Source organism: Pseudomonas sp. GG8 (genome assembly GCF_052976945.1).
On record NZ_JBRIIP010000001.1, the window covers coordinates 2,769,777 to 2,790,112 of the forward strand.

The 20,336-nt window shown below is 58.0% G+C and carries 18 protein-coding genes and 1 pseudogene; 7 read left to right on the forward strand and 12 right to left on the reverse strand.

Annotated features, from left to right (window positions below; all coding sequences use genetic code 11):
- The 5 genes from tssE to tssA all read right to left on the reverse strand — a co-directional run bounded on the left by tssE (window position 1) and on the right by tssA (window position 4,779).
- Window positions 1-420, reverse strand: coding sequence for a type VI secretion system baseplate subunit TssE (gene tssE, locus ACVBEG_RS13235; RefSeq protein ID WP_322178831.1), 420 nt, complete (start codon window positions 418-420; stop codon window positions 1-3).
- Between the two features lie 71 nt (window positions 421-491).
- Complete coding sequence (locus ACVBEG_RS13240; protein ID WP_322178830.1) at window positions 492-980, reverse strand: Hcp family type VI secretion system effector; 489 nt, start codon at window positions 978-980, stop codon at window positions 492-494.
- A 160-nt stretch (window positions 981-1,140) separates the two neighbouring features.
- A complete protein-coding gene (gene tssC, locus ACVBEG_RS13245; protein ID WP_322178829.1) occupies window positions 1,141-2,625 on the reverse strand; it encodes a type VI secretion system contractile sheath large subunit in 1,485 nt (494 codons plus the stop codon).
- A gap of 3 nt (window positions 2,626-2,628) precedes the next feature.
- A complete protein-coding gene (gene tssB, locus ACVBEG_RS13250) occupies window positions 2,629-3,126 on the reverse strand; it encodes a type VI secretion system contractile sheath small subunit (RefSeq protein WP_219060056.1) in 498 nt (165 codons plus the stop codon).
- Between the two features lie 99 nt (window positions 3,127-3,225).
- Window positions 3,226-4,779, reverse strand: a complete 1,554-nt coding sequence (gene tssA / locus ACVBEG_RS13255) for a type VI secretion system protein TssA (RefSeq protein ID WP_323569101.1) — start codon at window positions 4,777-4,779, stop codon at window positions 3,226-3,228.
- A gap of 554 nt (window positions 4,780-5,333) precedes the next feature.
- Between tssA and ACVBEG_RS13260 the strand changes: the two genes are divergently transcribed.
- Entirely contained in the window at window positions 5,334-6,437 is a 1,104-nt protein-coding gene (locus tag ACVBEG_RS13260) for a helix-turn-helix domain-containing protein (RefSeq protein ID WP_323568261.1), read from the forward strand.
- A gap of 79 nt (window positions 6,438-6,516) precedes the next feature.
- Here ACVBEG_RS13260 and ACVBEG_RS13265 read toward each other — a convergent pair whose 3' ends face one another.
- Window positions 6,517-7,077 (reverse strand): nitroreductase family protein, encoded by a 561-nt coding sequence (locus ACVBEG_RS13265; RefSeq protein WP_322216812.1) that lies wholly within the window; start codon window positions 7,075-7,077, stop codon window positions 6,517-6,519.
- Window positions 7,078-7,419: 342 nt separating this feature from the next.
- Here ACVBEG_RS13265 and ACVBEG_RS13270 point away from each other — a divergent pair, with 342 nt between their 5' ends.
- The 4 genes and pseudogenes from ACVBEG_RS13270 to ACVBEG_RS13285 all read left to right on the forward strand — a co-directional run bounded on the left by ACVBEG_RS13270 (window position 7,420) and on the right by ACVBEG_RS13285 (window position 11,849).
- Window positions 7,420-8,238, forward strand: a complete 819-nt coding sequence (locus tag ACVBEG_RS13270) for a polysaccharide deacetylase family protein (RefSeq protein WP_447107828.1) — start codon at window positions 7,420-7,422, stop codon at window positions 8,236-8,238.
- Entirely contained in the window at window positions 8,235-9,506 is a 1,272-nt protein-coding gene (locus tag ACVBEG_RS13275) for a putative glycoside hydrolase (protein WP_447107829.1), read from the forward strand. Before ACVBEG_RS13270 ends, ACVBEG_RS13275 begins: the two co-directional genes overlap by 4 nt.
- 35 nt (window positions 9,507-9,541) lie before the next feature.
- Window positions 9,542-10,048 (forward strand): annotated as a pseudogene (locus ACVBEG_RS13280) (serine hydrolase domain-containing protein); the annotation flags it as partial.
- Between the two features lie 82 nt (window positions 10,049-10,130).
- Complete coding sequence (locus tag ACVBEG_RS13285; RefSeq protein WP_447107830.1) at window positions 10,131-11,849, forward strand: exo-beta-N-acetylmuramidase NamZ domain-containing protein; 1,719 nt, start codon at window positions 10,131-10,133, stop codon at window positions 11,847-11,849.
- Between the two features lie 155 nt (window positions 11,850-12,004).
- Here the strand turns inward: ACVBEG_RS13285 and ACVBEG_RS13290 are convergent, their stop codons facing one another.
- The gene (locus ACVBEG_RS13290) at window positions 12,005-12,508 is read right to left on the reverse strand and encodes an ABC transporter permease (protein WP_447107831.1); all 504 of its coding nucleotides are present in this window, start codon (window positions 12,506-12,508) and stop codon (window positions 12,005-12,007) included.
- Between the two features lie 21 nt (window positions 12,509-12,529).
- Here ACVBEG_RS13290 and ACVBEG_RS13295 point away from each other — a divergent pair, with 21 nt between their 5' ends.
- Window positions 12,530-12,724: a helix-turn-helix domain-containing protein gene (locus ACVBEG_RS13295; RefSeq protein WP_323568262.1), complete on the forward strand. Its 195-nt coding sequence runs from the start codon at window positions 12,530-12,532 to the stop codon at window positions 12,722-12,724.
- Window positions 12,725-13,470: 746 nt separating this feature from the next.
- Here the strand turns inward: ACVBEG_RS13295 and ACVBEG_RS13300 are convergent.
- The 5 genes from ACVBEG_RS13300 to ACVBEG_RS13320 all read right to left on the reverse strand — a co-directional run bounded on the left by ACVBEG_RS13300 (window position 13,471) and on the right by ACVBEG_RS13320 (window position 18,163).
- Complete coding sequence (locus ACVBEG_RS13300) at window positions 13,471-14,580, reverse strand: quaternary amine ABC transporter ATP-binding protein (protein ID WP_322178821.1); 1,110 nt, start codon at window positions 14,578-14,580, stop codon at window positions 13,471-13,473.
- Complete coding sequence (locus ACVBEG_RS13305; protein WP_407074621.1) at window positions 14,570-15,433, reverse strand: ABC transporter permease; 864 nt, start codon at window positions 15,431-15,433, stop codon at window positions 14,570-14,572. Before ACVBEG_RS13305 ends, ACVBEG_RS13300 begins: the two co-directional genes overlap by 11 nt.
- A 154-nt stretch (window positions 15,434-15,587) precedes the next feature.
- Complete coding sequence (locus tag ACVBEG_RS13310; RefSeq protein WP_323566465.1) at window positions 15,588-16,589, reverse strand: ABC transporter substrate-binding protein; 1,002 nt, start codon at window positions 16,587-16,589, stop codon at window positions 15,588-15,590.
- A gap of 41 nt (window positions 16,590-16,630) precedes the next feature.
- Window positions 16,631-17,470 (reverse strand): pyrroline-5-carboxylate reductase family protein, encoded by an 840-nt coding sequence (locus ACVBEG_RS13315; protein WP_322178818.1) that lies wholly within the window; start codon window positions 17,468-17,470, stop codon window positions 16,631-16,633.
- A 33-nt stretch (window positions 17,471-17,503) separates the two neighbouring features.
- Window positions 17,504-18,163 carry a TetR/AcrR family transcriptional regulator gene (locus tag ACVBEG_RS13320; RefSeq protein ID WP_322178817.1) on the reverse strand — a complete coding sequence of 220 codons (660 nt, stop codon included), beginning with the start codon at window positions 18,161-18,163 and terminating at the stop codon, window positions 17,504-17,506.
- Between the two features lie 135 nt (window positions 18,164-18,298).
- On the opposite strand from ACVBEG_RS13320, the gene ACVBEG_RS13325 reads away from it, so the two are divergent.
- Complete coding sequence (locus ACVBEG_RS13325) at window positions 18,299-20,335, forward strand: NADH:flavin oxidoreductase (protein ID WP_322178816.1); 2,037 nt, start codon at window positions 18,299-18,301, stop codon at window positions 20,333-20,335.
- Window position 20,336 lies beyond the last annotated feature (1 nt).

Sequence of the window (20,336 nt, forward strand, 5' to 3'; positions counted from 1 at the left end):
TTAGTGCATCGCCAGGGAAACGCGGCCGTCCGAAGACACACGCGTTGCCAGGTGAATGGGAATGTCCCGATCATCAATCGCCACCAGGCCTTCAAGGCTGAAGCTCAGCGACAACACTTCCTGAGCGCCTTCGGCGACCAGAATGCGCGGCGACTTCAACCGAGGCTCGTAGCGGGCGATCATGCGAGTCATGTTCTCAATTATTTGCGTGGTCTCGCCGGTCGCAAACGAACCGGCCAGATTGGTGAAATCGGGTACGCCAAAATCGGCGTCGATTGGCACGCTGCCGCGCCGGGTGTTCAAGATGCGTTGCAGGTGCTGAACGATTGACTGCGTAAGCACTTCCGCCTGGGTCAGGTGCGTGCGGCCGGTTTCAACCTGCAAGCCCGTGATGCGTTCCAGCAATCGTTTTTCTCTCAACGCCGTGTACCTTCTGAAATTGAAAGAACACCGCCCTGAACCAGGGCGGTGAAGGATGACTCAGGCTTTGCTTACGCTTTTGGCGCCAGCCACGAATCTTCGGCTTCGATGCCGTCCGGCACCCAGGTCCAGACGATTTTTTCGTAAGTGATGCCGATGTCTTCCATGTGGCCCATTTGCTTGAACTCAGGGCTCAATACGTTGGGTACCCAGGTACGGGCCGAAACAAGCACTGCGTTGCTCAGGGTGATGGTGTAGTACTTTTCTTCCGTGCCTTTGGGCGAGATGCGATAGAACTCAAGCACAACGGACTTGAGTTGTTCGCCGGAGGTCAGGGCTTGCAGCAGCTTCGGCGAAGCCTTGTCGATCTCTTTGGTCAGGGTCATGCCCTGGTGAACACGCTTGCCTGCGGGCAAGCCGGTCTGCGGGTTCTTGGGAATATCGATCAGGTGTTCAACGGCTTGTACGAGGATCATCCCTTCGTGGCCGGTAACACTGCTTGAACCTTCGATCTTGCCTTGGTTCTGGCCTTCGATACTCAGGTAGCATGGCATTGGCATAACGTGTACTCCGGGTTTAATCAGTTAGTTTTCAGGCACCGATCAGAACGTGTGGCCCTGTGTCGTTGCGTTGAATCCATCTTATGGAACCCCCGAGGCGATGACCCTCGGGTGAACACCTGAACGAACGACATTTAAGTCATTCGTTCGCTCTGCCAAATCAGCTCTTGTCGAGCTTGCCGACCAGCGACAACGTGAAAGAAGCGCCCATGTACTTGAAGTGCGGACGAACCTTCAACCCTACGCGGTACCAGCCTGGATCGCCGTCAACGTCGCTGACGGTAATGTCGGCCTGACGCAATGGACGGCGGCTGCGTACACCGGCCGCAGGGTTATCCATGTCGGCCACGTACTGACGAATCCAGGTGTTGAGTTCAGATTCCAAGTCACCACGCTCTTTCCAGGTACCGATGTTTTCGCGCTGAATGACCTTGATGTAGTGCGCCAGGCGGCTGACCACGAAGATGTATGGCAGCTGGGTGCCGAGCTTGTAGTTCAGCTCAGCTTCCTTGCCTTCTTTGTCATTGCCGAAAAACTTGGGCTTCTGGCACGAGTTGGCGGAAAAGAACGCCGCGTTATCGGTGTTCTTGCGCATGGTCAGCGCGATGAAACCTTGCTCGGCCAGCTCGAACTCGCGGCGCTCGGAGATGAGCACTTCGGTCGGAATTTTGGTCTGGGTTTCACCCATGGCTTCATAGTTGTAGATCGGCAAGTCGCCGACCGTGCCCCCGCCCTGCGGACCGATCACGTTGGCGCACCAACGGTACTGGGCAAAGCTGTCAGACAAGCGGCTGGCAAACGCAAACGCGGCGTTGCCCCACAGGAAATCGTTGTTACCACCACTGACGCTTTCGTTGTAACGGAAGGTCTTGGCCGGAACAGTGTCCTCGCCGTAAGGCGTGCGCAGCAAAAAGTGCGGCAAGGTCAGACCGACAAAACGGGCATCATCGCTTTCACGGAACGCGTTCCACTTGGTGAACTGCGGGCCTTCAAAGACCGCTTGCAGATCCTTCAGATTGGGCAAGTCCGCAAAGCTGTCGATACCAAAGAACTGTGGGCCAGCCGAGGCAATGAATGGCGTATGGGACATGGCCGAAATGGAGGCGACCGATTGCAGGAGCTTCATGTCCTGCGCGCCGGGATTGAACTCGTAGTTACCGATGATGGAGCCGAACGGCTGACCACCGAACTGGCCAAACTCAGCGGTGTACACCGCCTTGTACAGACCCGAGCGGGTGATTTCAGGAGCATCTTCGAAATCTTCGAGCAACTTTTCCTTGGAGACGCTAAGAATCTCCAGCTTGTTGTTCTCACGGAAATCCGTACGGTCGACCAGAAACTTCAGCGAGCGCCATGACGACTCAAGCTTCTGAAACTTCTCGTTGTGAATGATGGCGTCGACCTGACGGCAAAGCTTGGCGTCCAGTGTGGCGATCATGTCGTCGATCAGCCCCGCGCTGACTTTCTCGGTCTGCCTTGCCGGTTCGAGCAGCTCGGTGACGAAGGCTTCGAGTCCCTGACGGGTAACCGCATAAGCTTCATCGCCCGGCTTGACGCGGGCGGCTTCTACCAACTGATCCAGCAACGAAACGGACTCGACCGCTTGACCAGTGCTGCTCGCGGCCTGACTTTTTTCTTCACTCATGGGTTATTCCTTGTCCTTTACGCCGAGTTCCGAGAGCAGGCGCTCGCGGGCACCGTCATCGTTCATCAGGGCCTGAAGTTGCTTGCGAAATTCCGGCAGGTTGCCCATCGGGCCTTTGAGCGCCTTGAGCGAGTCACGCAGGGCAATCAGCTGCTGCAGCTCAGGAACCTGGGCAACGATGGCATCGGGCTCGAAGTCGCGAATGGACTGGAAAGTGAGCGACACAGGAATCTGCTCGTCTTCCGGGGCGTTCTCCGCCAGACGATTGGGCACCGCCAACTGCAGGCTCAGGTTTTGCCCCTTGAGCACATCGGTGAAGTTGTCTTTGTCAACGCGGATCGGCTTGAGGTCTTCAACCGGCGTGTCGTCTTCACGCAAGGTGAAGTCACCGATAACCAGTTGCTTCAGAGGCAGCTCAACCTGCTCTTGGGCGCCACCGGTGTCGGAGCTGTACACAATGTTGACGCGTTCTTTAGGCGCGACTGAACCTTCACTAGCCATTTAATCTCACTCCTGTTTAGCGGGCTCGCTCAACGCAGCCGTTATAAAACCCATGGCATTGATATGCGTATGTCTGTCAGGTATCGCGTATTGCTGAACTCAACTTGCCTGTGGACTGGCCAGACGCCAGAAAGCGGGCAAATCCATGGCGGCCAACTGCTGCGCCCATACCGTTTTTGAACCGCCATCCTCTTGAACCAACGCCAGTTCCAATAAAGGCCGAACCAGATCCGGTTCCCAACGATCCAACCCCTGCTCCGTTGCTTCTTGCAGCAATACATCCAGGGCCACTCGCAACTGGGCACGGGGCTCGAAACGGTGCAGCAACTCGCATTGGGCACGGCGCAAACGGAACCGGTCGCGGCCACTGCCGGCCTCGCGCAGGCTCGCTTGCAGGCTGGCCAATGCATCGTTCAGACGTCCGTCAGCGGCTTCTCGCCCTGCACCGTCAATCAGCGTTTGCACAGTATCCCCAGCCCCAGCGCTGACCGCCGGGGCCAACCCTTCGAGCCAGCTACGCGTTGCCCCATCGGCGAACGGCTGACCGTCGGCGAAGGTGAGTTCGACCAGCGACGGCAGGCGTGCCAGAAAATGCCGAGTCTCCAGGGAAAGGCTCGCAAGCCCGGCCAGGGAGCCTGAGCCGAGGCGCGAAAGCGCTGCATGACTGGCTCGATTAAGGTCAAGCCAAAATGGATACGTGTTCAGCCGGCCTTCGCAAAAACGCACAATATCCAGCGGCTCGCCAGCGCTCTGCAACCGGCTGAAACTCTGCAGTTCGGCTTCCGAAGGTGGAGGAATACGTGTGGTGTTGCCTTGCGCGGGCGGAGCCTGCTGCAAGGTGGTCCAGGCCGACTGTCGGTTCAGGCGAAACAGCAACGGCAACGTCGGACGAGCGTCGAGACAAAATGCTACCAGCGGCGTTAACGACGCAAACACAGCGTCTACGGCGCTCTCAATCGCCTCATCGTTTTCAAAGCTGTCCAATACATGGACCGGAGCAAGCGTCGGCGGTGCCTTGCCGGGTACCGAAGTAGACTGCGGAACCGGTACTGCCACGGCGATAGACTCGACCGGCTGAACAGGCTCAGGCGCAACAAATGCTGGCTCGGCGCTGGCCTGCACGGGCAGTTGTGACAACCGTCGACGCAACGCAAAGAAACTCGGACCGTCAGCGTCCTTGTCGCGCCAAAAACGATCGATGGCGTCCCAGTTTTCGAGCAAGACAGCCAACTGATCGCCAGGCACCGGTTCGAAGCTTTCTTCGACCTTCGCCGTGAGCCATTCGAGCATCCATTCGGCCTGGTTACGCCGAGCACGCAATCGGGCTGGTGGTGGCGTCAACGTGTCCCAGTACTGCTCGAGCATTTCGCGCAGTACGTGTACCCCGGTCGCAAGGCCAGCTATACCGTTGAGCGTGGTCCAGGCACACAACAACCAGACCGCAGCATTGAAATCCTTGCCTTCCTCGCGAAGAACTTTTGCGCAGGTGTCAGCCACTTTCTGCCAGTCCACTCCGGATTCGGCATGAATATTGGTCAGCTTTTCAACTTCAATTTGCGCCAGCGAAAAGGCAGCGCCTTCTCGAGGATTGGCGCCAGCCGGACTGGCCACGCTGATCGCAAACGAACCCAACTCCTGATCGAGACAACTCATCCGTCATTCCTGCTACATCGATATGCCGCTTGATACACCGTCATGCACGCAAAAGAACTTTGCTGTCGATGCCCAGATCACTGCTGCACTTAAGGCATTATTTCCAATGACTAATTAATCAAATAGATGTCAACTCACTCGACCCAACGCCCCATTAAGAGCGTGCGATGGCCGCCGACTAAACCGCCGGACAAGAATGCGCTGACACCCCCGTCGGCAACATCAGGTGAACACCTGAATTGATCTGCGCCGCGTCTTTAACAGCGCACCACCGAAGAGCAAAAAAAGACTGTCGCCCTTATTCAGTGCAAAAAAAACACCTGACAAACTCAAATAAAAATAACTGTTTTAAAATACGAACCTGCACGGAACTTATCAGGCTTTTTTTGTACAGCTTGACCGTGCGTTGCAGTTTTTGAACTATTTTTAGCCTATGCGGTATCCCCTATACCGTATGAGTAGCATGGGGTTCCTGTAGCGAAAGCGGAAAAACTTTCATAGCGCTGAAAAAAAGCAGGTACGCACGGGTCCGTACAGCGATAATGGCTGCCTAAATGAAACCTCGGCCTACATTCAATGGGCGCCATTCCGGTCCGGTTATCGATGCAAACCTTGATCTACTGGTCAGCAGTGAAGTTATGAACAGTCTCGCGTCAACTCAATCGCTTCAACTCCCATTCGGTGCACGCCAGGCTCCCGATCACTTCAATGTCAGCGCGGAGCCAGTCTCCAATCAGTTTTTGGCCTGGCGCCGTCGGGTTGGGCACGTCATTGACGCACTGCCCTCGTCCAAGTCAGTCGAGTCACCTTTTAACGGCTGTATCGATCGTTATACGTTAGGGGCTCGACTGTTCACCGATTGCTCGAGTGACGCCTTGCTGCTTGATCGCTCGGTCGCACGCATCTCGACGGACAGCGTCCGGGATTACGTTTTCCAAGTGTTCACCGAGGGCGGTATTGACTCTATTCAGGGCGGGGGCCTTGAAAGCCGCAACCCCGTTCAGGCCAGCATTGTCGCCATGGACATGAACCAACCGATAAGAATGCACCGAAGCCATTGTCGGGTACTGACATTCTTCGTACCGCGACCGATAGTGGACGCCGCGCTACCACACGCAGAGTCGATCCATGGCCGCGTCTTCGCCAATACAACACCACTTACCCAACTGATGATCGAGCATGTCGCGACACTCTCGAAACGTCTGCCAAACATGAATCCAAATCAAGCAACGACAGCGTTCGATATCGGCATTCAGTTAATGCTCGGCGCATTTGCCAAACAGGCCAAACTGGGGGGCAACGTCAGGGCGGCGGCGCGTAGCGCAATGTTCGACAAAGCCAGACGCTATGTGCAAGACAACCTGTATCAACCCTGGTTGACACCGGAGAGCGTTCTGTCGGCGGTACAATTGCAACGCCATACGCTGTATCGGCTGTTCCAGCATGAGGGCGGATTGGGCCGCTACATCCGTAATTGCCGACTGCGTGAAGCAGCAGACGAATTGGTGCGATACCCCAATCGGCAGGTTATTGAAATCGCTTACAGCCTGGGCTTCAAAAGCGCCTCGGACTTTACCCGCGCTTTCAGCCGCAGTTATGGCATGTCCCCGCAGGACCATCGCATCATGGCTGCACAGCGAAAGTGTGAGCCTGTATAAGGCAGCAGCATAGCCACTGCCTGAAGCACTTAGTGATGCGACCTATTGACGGGAACGACCCCATAACGCGTCGCCCTGGTCAGCCAATCCAGCGGACCTCTGGCTCCTTGTGCTTAACGGGGACAGGCACGGATTTCGGGTGGCCAACAATGATTGGCGCAACCGGCTTCCACTCGGCGGGAAGACCAAGTGCATGCTTCCCCTCCGGTGTATTAAGAAAACTTTGGGCGAAACCGATCCAACAGGTGCCTAGCCCTTCAGCGTACGCGGCGAGCATCAGATTCTCGGCAGCCAATGCGCAGTCTTCGACGACCCACTGACCTTGCGTGTTCCCCGAAATCAAGATGAGTGCCGGCGCGTGGTAGAAGATCTGGAAATTTGGATCATTGAGCATTGAATGAAAGTGCTCGGACTGGGTTGCTGCGGGCATCGTCGCGAGCATGCAGGCCTTCGCTTCGCGCGAGACTCGATCCAGCAGTCCTTGATCGCGTATCACCGTGAACGTCCACGGTTGTTGGTTTACCGCGCTGGGCGCATGGGCTGCGGCGTTAATCAATCGACGAATGATTTGTTCACCAACGGGTTCTGTCGTGTACTCCCGTGTCGAGCGGCGCCCCAAAATCGCGTCGTTGATATTCATGTTGGCAAGCCTCAAATAGTGTCGTTTCACAACGTCGCCCGCCAACGACGATTCAACATTGATTTAGATCAAATCAAGGCGGGACCAGCCTCTCCCCTCGTTTCGTCTAGCACTCGCGCCAACCTGAGCGGCTCCACGTTGCGCGACATTGATCTGCATCAGAAGGACGATGCGCGTTCAACGCACACTGGATACGCCTCGCTCTCGCGAGACACGCAACGCGGGTGAAAATGACTCACGCAGGAGTACAGATATGTACGAAAAAACCATGGCGTGTATCGACGGTAGCCCCGCGTTCCGCCCGATCCTGCTGGCGCCAACCACGGACCCCGGGTTGCTTATATGAGCCGCTTGATCCGGCTTTTGGTGTACACCGTGCTGGTGTGCATCTGCGAGCTTGCCTGGGGATCGGACGAAGCTGCTCAGAGCGCCGAATCGCGCGTCACAATCCTCGTTTACCACCGTTTTTCGGAGACGGCGGACGACTCCATGACCGTCCGCATGAGCACCTTCGAAACCCAGTTACGTGTCCTGCGCGAGCATGGCTACCACATCGTGCCGCTGCGCGAGGTGGTCGGCTGGCTGCGGGATCCCAATGCGACGTTACCGCCGAAGCCAGTGGCGATCACCGTCGACGACGGGCATCGTTCGGTATTCGACAAACTGCTGCCCGTCGTGTTGCGCGAGCGGTTTCCGGTCACGCTGTTTATCTATCCATCGGCAATCTCGAACGCGTCCTATGCGCTGACCTGGGAGCAATTGCGTACATTGAGACAGACCGGGCTCATTGACATCCAGTCGCATACGTTCTGGCATCCCAATTTCAACGTCGAGCGCCGACACCGTACGCAGGCGGATTTCCAGCAATTCGTCCGCACACAACTCGATAAATCGCGTCAACGTATCGAGTCGCAAACCGGTGCCCATGTCGACATGCTCGCGTGGCCGTTCGGCATCTACGACGACGAGTTGATCGCGCTCGCCTCCGAAGAGGGTTACACCGTCGCCGTCACACTGGACGCGCACAAGGCAGACCGGCACGCGCGGCTGCTCGCATTGCCACGTTTTCTGATGACCGATGCCTACGGCACAAGGGCGTTCGCGCACTTGCTCGGCGAACCGGACTCACTGCCGATGCCCGCAGCGGGGAACGCACGATGACCTTCATCCGCGTATTCAGGCGACACGCGATCCCGGCGCTGCTGGCCGTCACTGCCCTGCTGACCGAGCAAGGCGCCCTGGCCGTCACCGGTGTTGTGCTCGACTCGAGTACGCGAAATCCACTTGCCGGCGCGATCATCACGACGTCGGCCGGTGTGACGCGAACCGACGAACACGGCCGGTTCGAGACCGCTCACTCGGCCGAGAGCGTCGCGGCCCGCGCCCCAGGGTATCTGCGTACCGAGGCCAAAGTGTCCGGTGAAACGCCCGTGATGCTCACGCTGACCCCGTTTCGCCCGAAAGCGGTCTATCTGTCGGTGTTCGGCGTGACCAGCGCGACTCTGCGCAACAAGGCCGTCAGCCTTGCTGACAGCACCGTGATCAATGCACTCGTCATCGACGTCAAGGGCGACCGCGGCCTGACGCCCTATCGCAGTGCGGCGCGCGAGGCAATTGGCGCGGCGGCCCGAGTAACCACGCGCGCAGCACAGGAACAGGACTTTCCGGCGCTGCTTGCCAGGCTGCATACGCAACAGCTGTATTTGATCGCACGCATCGTGGTACTCAAGGACGACCCACTGGCCGACGCGCATCCGGAGTGGAGCGTGCACACCGCAGAAGGCACGCCGTGGCGTGATCGCGAGAACCTGCAATGGATGGATCCGTTTTCGCACGACGTATGGCAGCACAATCTCGATGTCGCCGAGGAGGCGGCACGGATGGGCTTCGACGAGGTCCAGTTCGACTATGTGCGCTTTCCCGACAAGAGCGGGCTACGCTTTGCCCTGCCGAACACTCGGGCCAACCGGACTGCGGCAATCGTCGGCTTCCTGCAGGCCGCACGCACACGGCTAGCGCCCTACAACGTATTCGTTTCCGCAGACATCTTCGGCTACGTCTGCTGGAATCTCGACGATACCGCGATCGGCCAGCAAATCGAATTGCTAGGCGAGCCGCTCGACTATATTTCGCCAATGCTGTACCCGTCCGGTTTCACCTGGGGGCTGCCGGGCTTAACCAACCCGATCACTGATCCCGGTCAGATCGTCAGGCGCTCCCTGGCGGAGGCGGTGCATCGCACCCATCTACCGGGCGTGCGTTTTCGTCCGTGGCTACAGGCCTTTCGCGACTATGCGTTCGACCATCGCCTGTTTGACGCGGCGGCGATCAGTGCCCAGATAACCGCTGCCGACGCAGCTGGCACCAATGGATGGATGTTATGGAACCCGCGCAATCACTACGACGCCGCCGATTTGCCGCTCCGTTGATCGGTGCGCTGAAGCGCTGGGCGATACTGGTTGGAATGGCGACGGCGGTGCAGATCGCGAGCGCCGCCGATTTCGATACGGCGGCGCGCCTGCAAGCCGCACAGATCGTCGAGGGACAGATCGCCGCCGGACGCGTTCCGGGTGCCGTCGTCCTGATTGGGGACGCCACGCACGTGCTCTATCGCCAAGCCTTTGGACAACGCGCGACGAGGCCCGACCCCGAGCCGATGACGCTGAGCACCGAATTCGATCTCGCGTCGCTGACCAAGGTCATCGCGACCACCACGGCAATCATGCAACTGGCCGAAGCACACCGCATCGACCTAGACGTACCTGTTGTGCAGTATTGGCCCGCTTTTGCGGCGAACGGCAAAGACGCGGTGACGGTGCGTCACCTGCTTGCGCACACCTCAGGGCTGCTGCCAGACCTGCCTGCGCGGCCACGGCATCCGGGCCGCGAAGGCGTATTGAGCGCTATCGCTGCGCAGCGTCTACGCAGCGCACCAGGCGAACGCGTCATCTACAGTGATCTGAATTTCGTGGTGCTCGGCGAACTGGTCGAGCGCATCACCCACCTTCCGCTCGACGCGTATTGCCGGGCTCTACATCTTCGGACCGCTCGGTATGCGCGACACGGTCTTTGTGCCGAACGCAGGGCAAGTGGCACGCAGTGCGCCGACGATCGCCAACAAGGCCGGCATCCGCCGCGGCCGCGTGCACGATCCGACGGCCCAATGGATGGGCGGCGTATCCGGCAACGCCGGGCTGTTTTCCACGGCGGACGACCTCGCCCGCTTCGCGCAGATGATGCTGAACGAGGGGCGCGCGGGTACCCAGCAGATTCTGCGACCAGCGAGCATCGCCGCGCTCGCGGCTGCCGCCTCGCCACTCGCGACCGCGCCGTGGCGCGGCCTCGGCTGGGATCTGGCGGCACCGTTCGCGCCGAACCATGACCGCCTGCCGCCGATTGGCATCATCGGCCACACCGGATACACCGGCACGGGCCTGTGGATCGATCTGGTGACGCGCCAATTCATCGTCATCCTGACCAACCGCGTATACCCCGACGACAGCGGCGACGCGCGCCCGCTTCGTGCGCAGTTGCTCGCGCTGCTGGCAAGCCGGGCCGCGTCGGCGAACGTCGCGCAAATCGGCCGGTTGCTGCCGTCGGCATTGCCAGCGATGCGTGCCGCCGATCGCCTGCCAACCTCTACGGGGCCGGTGCAGACCGGCATCGATGTGCTCGAGGCGCAGCGGTTTGCACCGCTCGCTGGCATGCGCGTGGGCTTGATCACCAATCGCAGCGGCTTCGACGCCGAGGGCAGGCGCACCATCGACGTACTCGCGCACGCGCCAGGCGTCAGGCTGGCAGCGCTGTTCTCGCCTGAACATGGGCTGAACATCGACATGGACGAGCGAGTCGGCGACACACTCGACACGGCGACGGGCCTTACCGTACACAGTCTCTATGGCGCCGCGCGGCGCTTCCCGACCAGTTCGCTTTACGGACTGGATGCGCTGATCTTCGACATTCAGGATGCTGGCGTGCGCTTCTTCACCTATGAGACGACACTTGGCTACGCTCTCGAGGCCGCAGCGGCGCGTGGCATTCCGCTGTTCGTGCTGGATCGGCCCGATCCGCTCGGTGCGCAGCGATTCGGCGGACCGGTACTGGACAGCCGCCACGAATCGTTCACCGGCTATTTCCCTGCGCCGCTGCAGCCCGGCATGACGATCGGCGAGCTGGCGAGTCTTTTCAACCGCAACAAGCACATTGGTGCAGATCTGCGCGTCGTGCCGATGCAGGGGTACCGACGCACGATGGCCTTCGCAGACACCGGTCTCGGTTGGGTGCCGCTATCGCCGAACCTGCGCACGCTGCCCCAGCTCGATCTATACCCGGATGTCGGTTTGCTCGAAGGCGCGAATCTGAGTGTGGGTCGTGGCACACCGCATCCGTTCGAGTGGATCGGCGCACCGTGGATCGACGCGACTCGGCTCGCACACACGCTGAATGCGCTTGACGTCGGCGCGCATTTCGAGCCGCTCGACTTCGTCCCCACCGAGTCAACCTGGCACGGTCAGCTCTGCCATGGCGTGAGCATCGCTCGTGACGCAGTGCCAGCGCGACGTCCCATAGCGAGCCTGGGATTGGCGCTGCTTGCCACACTGCACGCGCTCTATCCCGACACGTTCAATCTTACTGCGACCCGCGATTCGATCGGCTCGCAAACAGTGTGGCAAGCGATTCGTGACGGTGCTGCGCCTGACGCCGCGCAAGCGCTCGACTCAGCACCGCTTGAGCGCTTCGCGCGACTACGGCAGGAAAATTTGCGTTATTGACTTCGACACTGTGCGCAACCCGTGCAGCCTGTAGTCAACGTCGACACCCTAGCAATAGCGGTGCACTCGCAACGCGTATGCCCAGTCCGTAGATCAAGCGAACCACATTGGCTCGACCGGCTCGAAATCAATACTGAGAGATTTACCCACCAAGGCTAGCGAGCCAACCCTGGGTAGAGCCTGGAGGCCAGCAGCAAAAGAATGACAAAAACAAACAGCATCACCAAAAAACTCGTACTCACGGCATAAACACTGTTGCCGCCGACAATCATGGCCCCGCGCAACGCGTCCACCAAATAGGTCAGCGGGTTGCCCACCGCAATGGCTTTCAACCAACCAGGCATCAGTTCCAATGGATAAATAGCATTCGACGCAAAAAAAAGCGGCATGGTCAATACCTGGCCGATCCCCATAAAACGCTCACGGGTTTTGACGATGCAAGCAATGACCAGAGAAAAGGTCGAAAAAATACAGGAGCCGACGAACACACCCGCGGCAACGGTGAAAATCGGCAGCAACTCCCATCTGATTTCCACCTGCAAAGCGATAGCTATCAGATAGACCACGATAGCTTGCACCAGCCCGCGGAGACCGGCGGCAAAAGCCTTGACGAAGGCGGCGGAGTCATAGCCTTTGTCTGTCAAGGCTGCATCGGACATAAAGCCGTCAACCTGGGCTGCTTGGGTGGAGAACCCAAGGGTGAAAAGTCACTGACCCAAGCGGCCGTGGCACTCGACGTACCGCAATCAATGATCAGCCGTCATATTTCCCAACTGGAACGTGAATGCGGAGTGAAGCTATTCAATCACTCCTGCGCGAAGACGATGTATCGGCTTCGGAAGAGTCGGTACTGGTGCAGCCCAAACTCATGCTGAGTCGGCCGTGCGCAAGCGTCTGGCCACGGCATCAACGCCAATCTCGTGCGCAAATGGATACCGCTTTACCGCGACGTTGACGGTAAAAACCTGCCGGCTTTTATTCCGTTGAACATGGAGCCAATCGCTCCCACCCTCGGCACACTAAGCACCTTCCATCAACCATCCTCTTCATTCTCCTCTTCTTCGCCCTTCCCCTGCGCTTCCTAGGTCACGGGCACTTCCTCACAGTCCTGTTGCCAAAGTCGGTTCGGGTTGTTAGCAACTTGTCGCGACCGGCAGCAACCGGCCGATTCTGTTAAAACGCCAACCTTGGCTTCCACGGCAGAAAATACGCGCCTGAGATTGAAATCCTTACTTTTGGCAGAGGCTACCCGGGCTCAGATTTCACATAGCAGCGTGCAAAAATGGCGTTTTCACCAGCCAATATCCGAGCAGTTTGATCGGTCCGACTTTGTAAACACAACAGGCCAAAGCAGACTGTATTACACAAAGAACCTTGAACACGAAAATCCCCCGACACACGCACCACCGACAACGCTCAACGGATGGTGTAAGGCTCCGTTTGCAGCTTCGGGCCACCTTCGTTGTCTGTTTCCTGATTTACGTATGCAGGTGTCCCACTATTACTACGGTATCGCATCGAACGTGGTGCATGACGCACGATTTTTTACCAACGCCTGGGACACGAACTCGTCAGACAAAACCCAGGCACAATGTTACCGACTGGGCAAAAACGAAGATAATTACTCTTCGGCGAGCCGTGTCGCTTTCGCCGCGGTTCGTAGCTGAACCACCTGCGATTCCTCACTCACTGTCGAGGTGACCATCGTCGCAATAATCGACTTCAGCGCCAACTGCCCCACAGGCCGACCCTGGCTGTCAGTGACCACCAATTCATCGAGTCCCGCTTCAACCAGTCGTTTGACCGCAGACTCGAGTGACGTCCCCATGGGCACTGCAAGCATTGTTCCGGCCTTCACCCTAACAAAAGGACGCATGATTGCCTCGACGCTGATCACCCGGCCACGGTTCACTTCCTTGACGAAGTTAGCAATGTAATCGTCGGCAGGACTCATGACGATCTCCTGCCGGGTGCCTTGTTGCACCACCTCACCGTCACGCAAGATCGCGATACGATCACCTATGCGCAGCGCCTCATCAAGATCATGGGTAATGAACACGATGGTCTTCCTGATCTCTTTTTGCAGATCCAGAAGCACCGATTGCATGTCCATGCGGATTAACGGATCAAGTGCCGAGAACGCTTCATCCATCAACAGGATCGGCGCATCGCTGGCCAGTGCCCGGGCCAGGCCGACACGTTGCTGCATGCCTCCGGACAGCTGATTGGGATAGCGCCCCTCGTAACCTTTGAGCCCAACCCGATCCAGCCAGCCCCTGGCGATCTCTACTTGCCTGCCACGAGGCAATCCCTGGATCTCCAGACCATAGACTGCGTTGTCGAGCACGGTCCGGTTCGGTAGTAGCGCGAACTTCTGAAACACCATGGAAATGCTATGCCGGCGAAATTCCCGCAGGTCGCTCGGGCTCATCTTGAGCACATTCACGCCACCGACGATGACTTCGCCGGCCGTGGGTTCGATCAATCGGTTGATGTGGCGGATCAAGGTCGATTTGCCTGACCCGGAAAGCCCCATGATCACCTGAATGCCTCCAGAGGGCATGTTGATATTGATGTCCTTCAAACCCAGCACATGACTGTGATTGCTCAGCAACTCAGCCTTGCTCATGCCCTGTTTGACCCGCTCGATACTGGCTTGCGCCTGGTAACCGAAAATCTTATAGAGATGCTTGATTTCGATGCCGAAATCGTTGGTCAGATTAGTGGCCATGAACCATCTCCAGATGCTTTTGCAATCTTCTGCCGTAGGCTTGGCTGACCCGGTCGAAGATCACCGCAATGCCTACAATGGCCAGGCCGTTGAACATGCCCAAGGTGAAGTATTGGTTGGAAATGGCTTTGAGCACCGGTTGCCCGAGCCCCTGAACCCCGATCATCGACGCGATGACCACCATGGCCAGCGCCATCATAATCGTCTGGTTGATGCCAGCCATGATTGATGGCAATGCCAGAGGTAACTGGACGTTTTTCAGTTTCTGCCAACCGGACGAACCAAAAGCGTCGGCGCACTCCAGCATCTCGGCATCGACGTGGCGGATACCGAGATTGGTCAGCCGAATCATCGGTGGCAAAGCATAGACCACCACCGCAATCAGCCCCGCGACCTTGCCGATGCCCAGTAACATCACCACCGGAATCAGGTAGACAAAACTTGGCAGAGTCTGCATTACGTCGAGTACCGGGCTGACCAGGTTCTGCAGACGATTAGAGCGGGCCATGGCAATGCCGGTCGGCAAGCCGATGACAATGGATATCACGGTGCAAACGAAGATCATCGACAGAGTTTTCATCGTGTCGGTCCACATGTCCAGATACCCGATCGCCATCAGCGTGAGCACGCAACCCAGGACAATTTTCCAGCTGCGGCTGGCGAACCAGGCAATCAAGGCAACCAGCAAAATGATAATCGGCCATGGCGTCGTGGTCATGAACCTTTCGGACTGATTGAGGAAAGTTTGCAACGGCTGGAAAAAAACTTCGAAGCTATCGCCGTAGGTGCTGGTGAAATTGCGAAAGGCACCGTCGATGGCCTTTTTCAAAGCCCGAAGTCTTTCGTCCTCCATATGTGGAAAGCCTAATAGCCACTCCATAACATTCCCCTTTTGTAGAAGACCGTAAGAACGCTGGCAGGTCATTTCAATACACGGGTGTTTTTATTTTTATCGGCGCGCAAGGGGCAATGCAGCATGCCGCAACGGGCTGCATTGACCCGAGGGTTTAAAGCGCAGCCTTGATCTTGCCAGACGCTTCGGGAGTGACCCACTGACGCCAGAGTGCTTCGTTGTTTTTCAGGAAGTACTTGGCCCCTTCCTCGCCGGTGGCCTGGTTATCGGTCATCCAGGCAATCAGTTTGTTCACCGTTTCGTTGGACCAGGCGCGCTTGTTCAGGTACGCCATGACGTTTGGCGAACGAGTGGAGAAGGACTTGGTGGTCAAGGTAAATACCCGATCGATCGGCCAGCCATTGGGTTGGGGATCAGAACAGTCGGCGACCGTGTTGCAACGCTTCCACTCCACCGGATCGACAGCATGACCATTTTCCAGCTTCACCATTGGGTACTTGCCCAACAAGGCGGTGGGTGCCCAATAAAACCCCAGCCAAGGCGCCTTGCGCTCGTAGGCTTTGGCAATGGACCCGTCCAGCGCCGCCGCCGAACCGGTGTCAACCAGCACAAAACCGGCCTTTTCAAACCCGTAGGCTTTGTAGAACTGGGCCGTTACCACGGTGCCGCCCCAACCTTGCGGGCCGTTGTAGATCGCGCCTTTTTTTGCGTCGTCAGGGGCCGGGAAGAGTTCGGGATGCTTCTTCACATCGTCGAAACTCTTGATGTCCGGATGGGCATCGGCGATGTATTTCGGAATCCACCAGCCTTGAGAGCCACCGTCGGATAACGAGCTCGCTGCCTGAACCAGATTACCGCTTTGAATACCCGTCTTGGCGACCTCAGGAACCAGGTCGATCCAACCTTCAGGGGCGATATCGGGCCGACCTTTTTCGACCATTGAGGTGATGGTTGGTACTGTATCCCCCGTCACCAGATCGGCATTACAACCGTAGCCTGCATTGAGAATCAGCTTGTCAACGTTGGCCATCACTTCAGCCGATTGCCAGTTCATGTTGGCGATCGTCACATCACCACACTCAGACGCTGATACCCAACCACTGAAGGCCATGATCCCTAGTGCAAGTCCTGTCTTCGAGAAAAACTTTATATTCATAAACGCTAACCTCGATTGCGGCCAGAGTTAAGGAGGGCCAACTACCGCGTCATTGGACCTTCTTTCGTGTCAGCAGAATGGGCAATTGGACTCATCGAACTGGCGACTGAGGTCGCCGAATCCAGACCTGCTTTTATTGTTTTATCGAAGCCGTTTGCAATCATGGCTTCGAGGCCCGCAGCTGTGACGCCGCGATAGCTGACGAACGCTTGCAGGAGTTCATCGACGGAGTGTCCATTGCCGATCAGTTGGCTGGCATCCACCACCACCGCATTGGCTGCGCGTCGGGCAATGGCGGGAGGCAAGCCACTGTTCACGGCATGTTGGAACAGGCTGCGAGCCAGCAACGCCGGGTAAGCAGGCCCTGTTCCCACCAGCGCTGTCAGGTAATTCAACTGGTGTTCGGTGAAGACTTCATCGGCGCTGCCGAAGATTTCGAACAGCCGCTGGGCGAACGCTTTCTGCTCGTCGGTGACCTCTTGCGTGACCAACCAGGGCGTATAGGACCTGCCGATCTCTGCGGCGGCATTGACCATGGCGCGAATCACCTGCCGACTGCCAGTACGCTGCATCACGTCTTCCAGGGACACGCCGGCCATCAACGAAATCACCAGTCGGTTTTCAGCAAAAATCTTTACATCGACAAACTGCTCGGGGCGTACGGACACGATGACCACATCACAACGTTCCACCAGTTCCTGATTGTTGCGCGTTACCATCACCTGCGACCACTTGGGACTCGATAATGGATTGCTTGCGGAGCGGTTCGAAAGCACCAACGCACCGGGCTGGATAAAAGCCCTGTCGAGCATCGCCTGGGCTATCGAGCGGCCAAGCCATCCCGATCCGCCGATAATACCTATCGTGGGCTCGTCGAACATTTTGAACCTGCCTTCGTCAGTCAGAAGTTGCGGTCAGTCAGGGGTTGGCGGTGAAACTTCATCCATCACATACCCATGGCGGGAGTAGAAGCGTTTCAATTCGCGATCCAGTGGTTCCTGGCCGGTGAATATCTTCACGTACTCTGGAATCCGCCGCATTCGCTCCCCGACATCCTCTCGGGTGTTGGTGCTGATATAGCCAATCTGCGTCAGGTAAATCGTTCGAGCCCGCACATCGGCGGCGTCAAATGCATAGTCGAAACGCACGAACATCCGGATAAGGGCTTCGCGCCGGGCAATGTCGGCCACCCGGATATGTTCGGCCACTTCGGCGGACTGCAAGGCCCAGCTGCGCATGGCAAATTCAAACTGAGAATCGAACAGGTCCGGGTTCAGCCAACAGTCGAAAACGTTGAGCATCGCCTCAGCAATGCTTTCGGCATAACACTCGGTCTGGGCGATCAGATTGCCAGTATTCTTCACCCGCCAGCGCTCGATCAATGCGACGAGCAGCTCTTCACGATCCTTGAAAAACCAGTAAAAACTGGTTCTCGACAGCCCCAGTTTTTTGGCCAGTGGCATCACCCGCACCGTGTCGACACCGCACTCGGTCAGGCTTTCATACGCTGCATCGAGCCACCCTTCCAGGGACCCTCTCCAGCCTGTTTCTACCGCTTTGGTTTGTTCGTTCATGACTCGATCCTAGTCGCTCACCCGATACCGCGCAAGTAAAATGTACACCTATGTCTATCTTGTTGACACAGGTGTACATTTCACCCTAACGTAATTTCAACTTAGGTCCTTGCCCTCTTCCGGAGAGTCTTGACGATGCTGAATGATCCGCTCCTCCAGCCCTATCAGTTGAAGCACCTGATTCTCAGAAACCGCATCATGACCACCGCCCACGAGCCGGCCTATCCCGTAGATGGCATGCCCAAGGACCTCTATCGCGCCTACCACGTTGAACGGGCGAAGGCTGGCGTGGCCCTGACCATGACGGCGGGGTCTGCTGCGGTTTCGCGAGACAGCCCACCGGTGTTCAACAACATCCTGGCCTACAAGGATGAGGTGGTCGGCTGGATGAGAGACCTCACCGACGCCTGCCACGAACATGGCGCGGCGGTCATGATCCAGTTGACCCACCTCGGTCGGCGCACACGCTGGGACAAGGGGGACTGGTTGCCCGTGGTGTCACCGTCATTCGAGCGCGAAGCCTCCCATCGCTCTTTCCCGAAGAAGATGGAAAACTGGGATGTGGAACGAATCATCAAGGACTATGCGGACGCCGCCGAGCGGATGAAAGCTGCGGGCCTGGATGGCATCGAACTGCAGGCCTACGGGCATCTGATGGATCAGTTCTGGTCGCCGCTGACCAACGACCTCGATGCCCCGTATGGCGGTTCCATCGACAACCGGCTGCGTTTTACCTTCGACATCCTCCGCGCCATTCGCCAGCGCGTCGGCCATGAGTTCATCGTCGGCGTGCGTTATACCGGCGACGAGCAAATGCCCGGCGGACTGACCCCGGCCGACGGTCTGGACATCTCCAGGCGCCTGAAAGACAGCGGCATGGTGGACTTTCTCAACGTTATCCGCGGCCATATCGACACCGACGCCGGCCTGACCGACGTAATTCCGATCCAGGGCATGCGCAACTCGCCGCACCTGGACTTCGCCGGAGAGATTCGCGCCGCCACCGACTTCCCCACCTTTCATGCGGCGAAAATTCCGGACGTCGCCACCGCCCGCCATGCCATCGCCTCGGGAAAGATCGACATGGTTGGCATGACCCGCGCGCACATGACCGATCCACATATCGTGCGCAAAATTATCGAGGGACGCGAAGAGGATATTCGCCCCTGTGTCGGAGCCAACTATTGCCTGGACCGGATCTACCAGGGCGGTGCGGCCTATTGCATCCACAACCCGGCCACCGGCCGTGAAACCACTATGCCTCATGACATCCCCAAGGCGGCGAGAAAACGCAAAATCGTGATTGTCGGTGCTGGTGTCGCCGGGCTGGAAGCGGCGCGAGTGGCGGCCGAGCGCGGTCATGAGGTAGTGGTATTCGAAGCCACCAACCAGGCCGGCGGCCAGGTTCGGCTCACTGCGCAATCGGAGCGGCGGCGGGAAATGATCAGCATCGTCGAGTGGCGCATGGCCCAGTGCATGGCCCGAGGTGTCAGCTTTCGTTTCAATACCTGGGCCGAGGCCAGCACTGTCCACGACGAAAACCCGGACGTGGTGATAATCGCCACCGGCGGCCTGCCCCACACCGAGATTCTCTCGGCAGGCAATGAGCTGGTGGTCTCGGCCTGGGACATTATCTCCGGGGATGTGAAACCCGGGCGCAATGTCCTGCTGTTCGACGACGCCGGTGATCATGCGGGCCTGCAGGCGGCCGAGTTCATCGCCCGAAGTGGCGCAAAAATCGAGATCATGACACCGGACCGGACCTTCGCACCGGAAGTCATGGCGATGAACCTGGTGCCCTACATGCGCTCACTGCAAGCGCTGGACACCACCTTCACCGTCACCTTCCGACTGCTCGCCGTCGAGCGCGAAGGTCAATATCTGCTGGCGATGATCGACAGTGACTACGGCAGTGCACGCAAGGTCCGGCGGGTCGATCAAGTGGTGGTCAACCACGGCACCCGACCGCTGGACGAACTGTACTTCGAATTGAAATCCGCCTCGAGCAACGGTGGCGTGGTTGAACATCAGGACCTGATCGTCGGCAACCCGCAACAGCTAGTGACCAACCCGGAGGGCAGATTCCAGTTGTTTCGCATTGGCGATGCGGTGGCTGCGCGTAACACCCACGCAGCGATCTACGATGCGTTGAGACTGGTCAAGGACTTGTAAG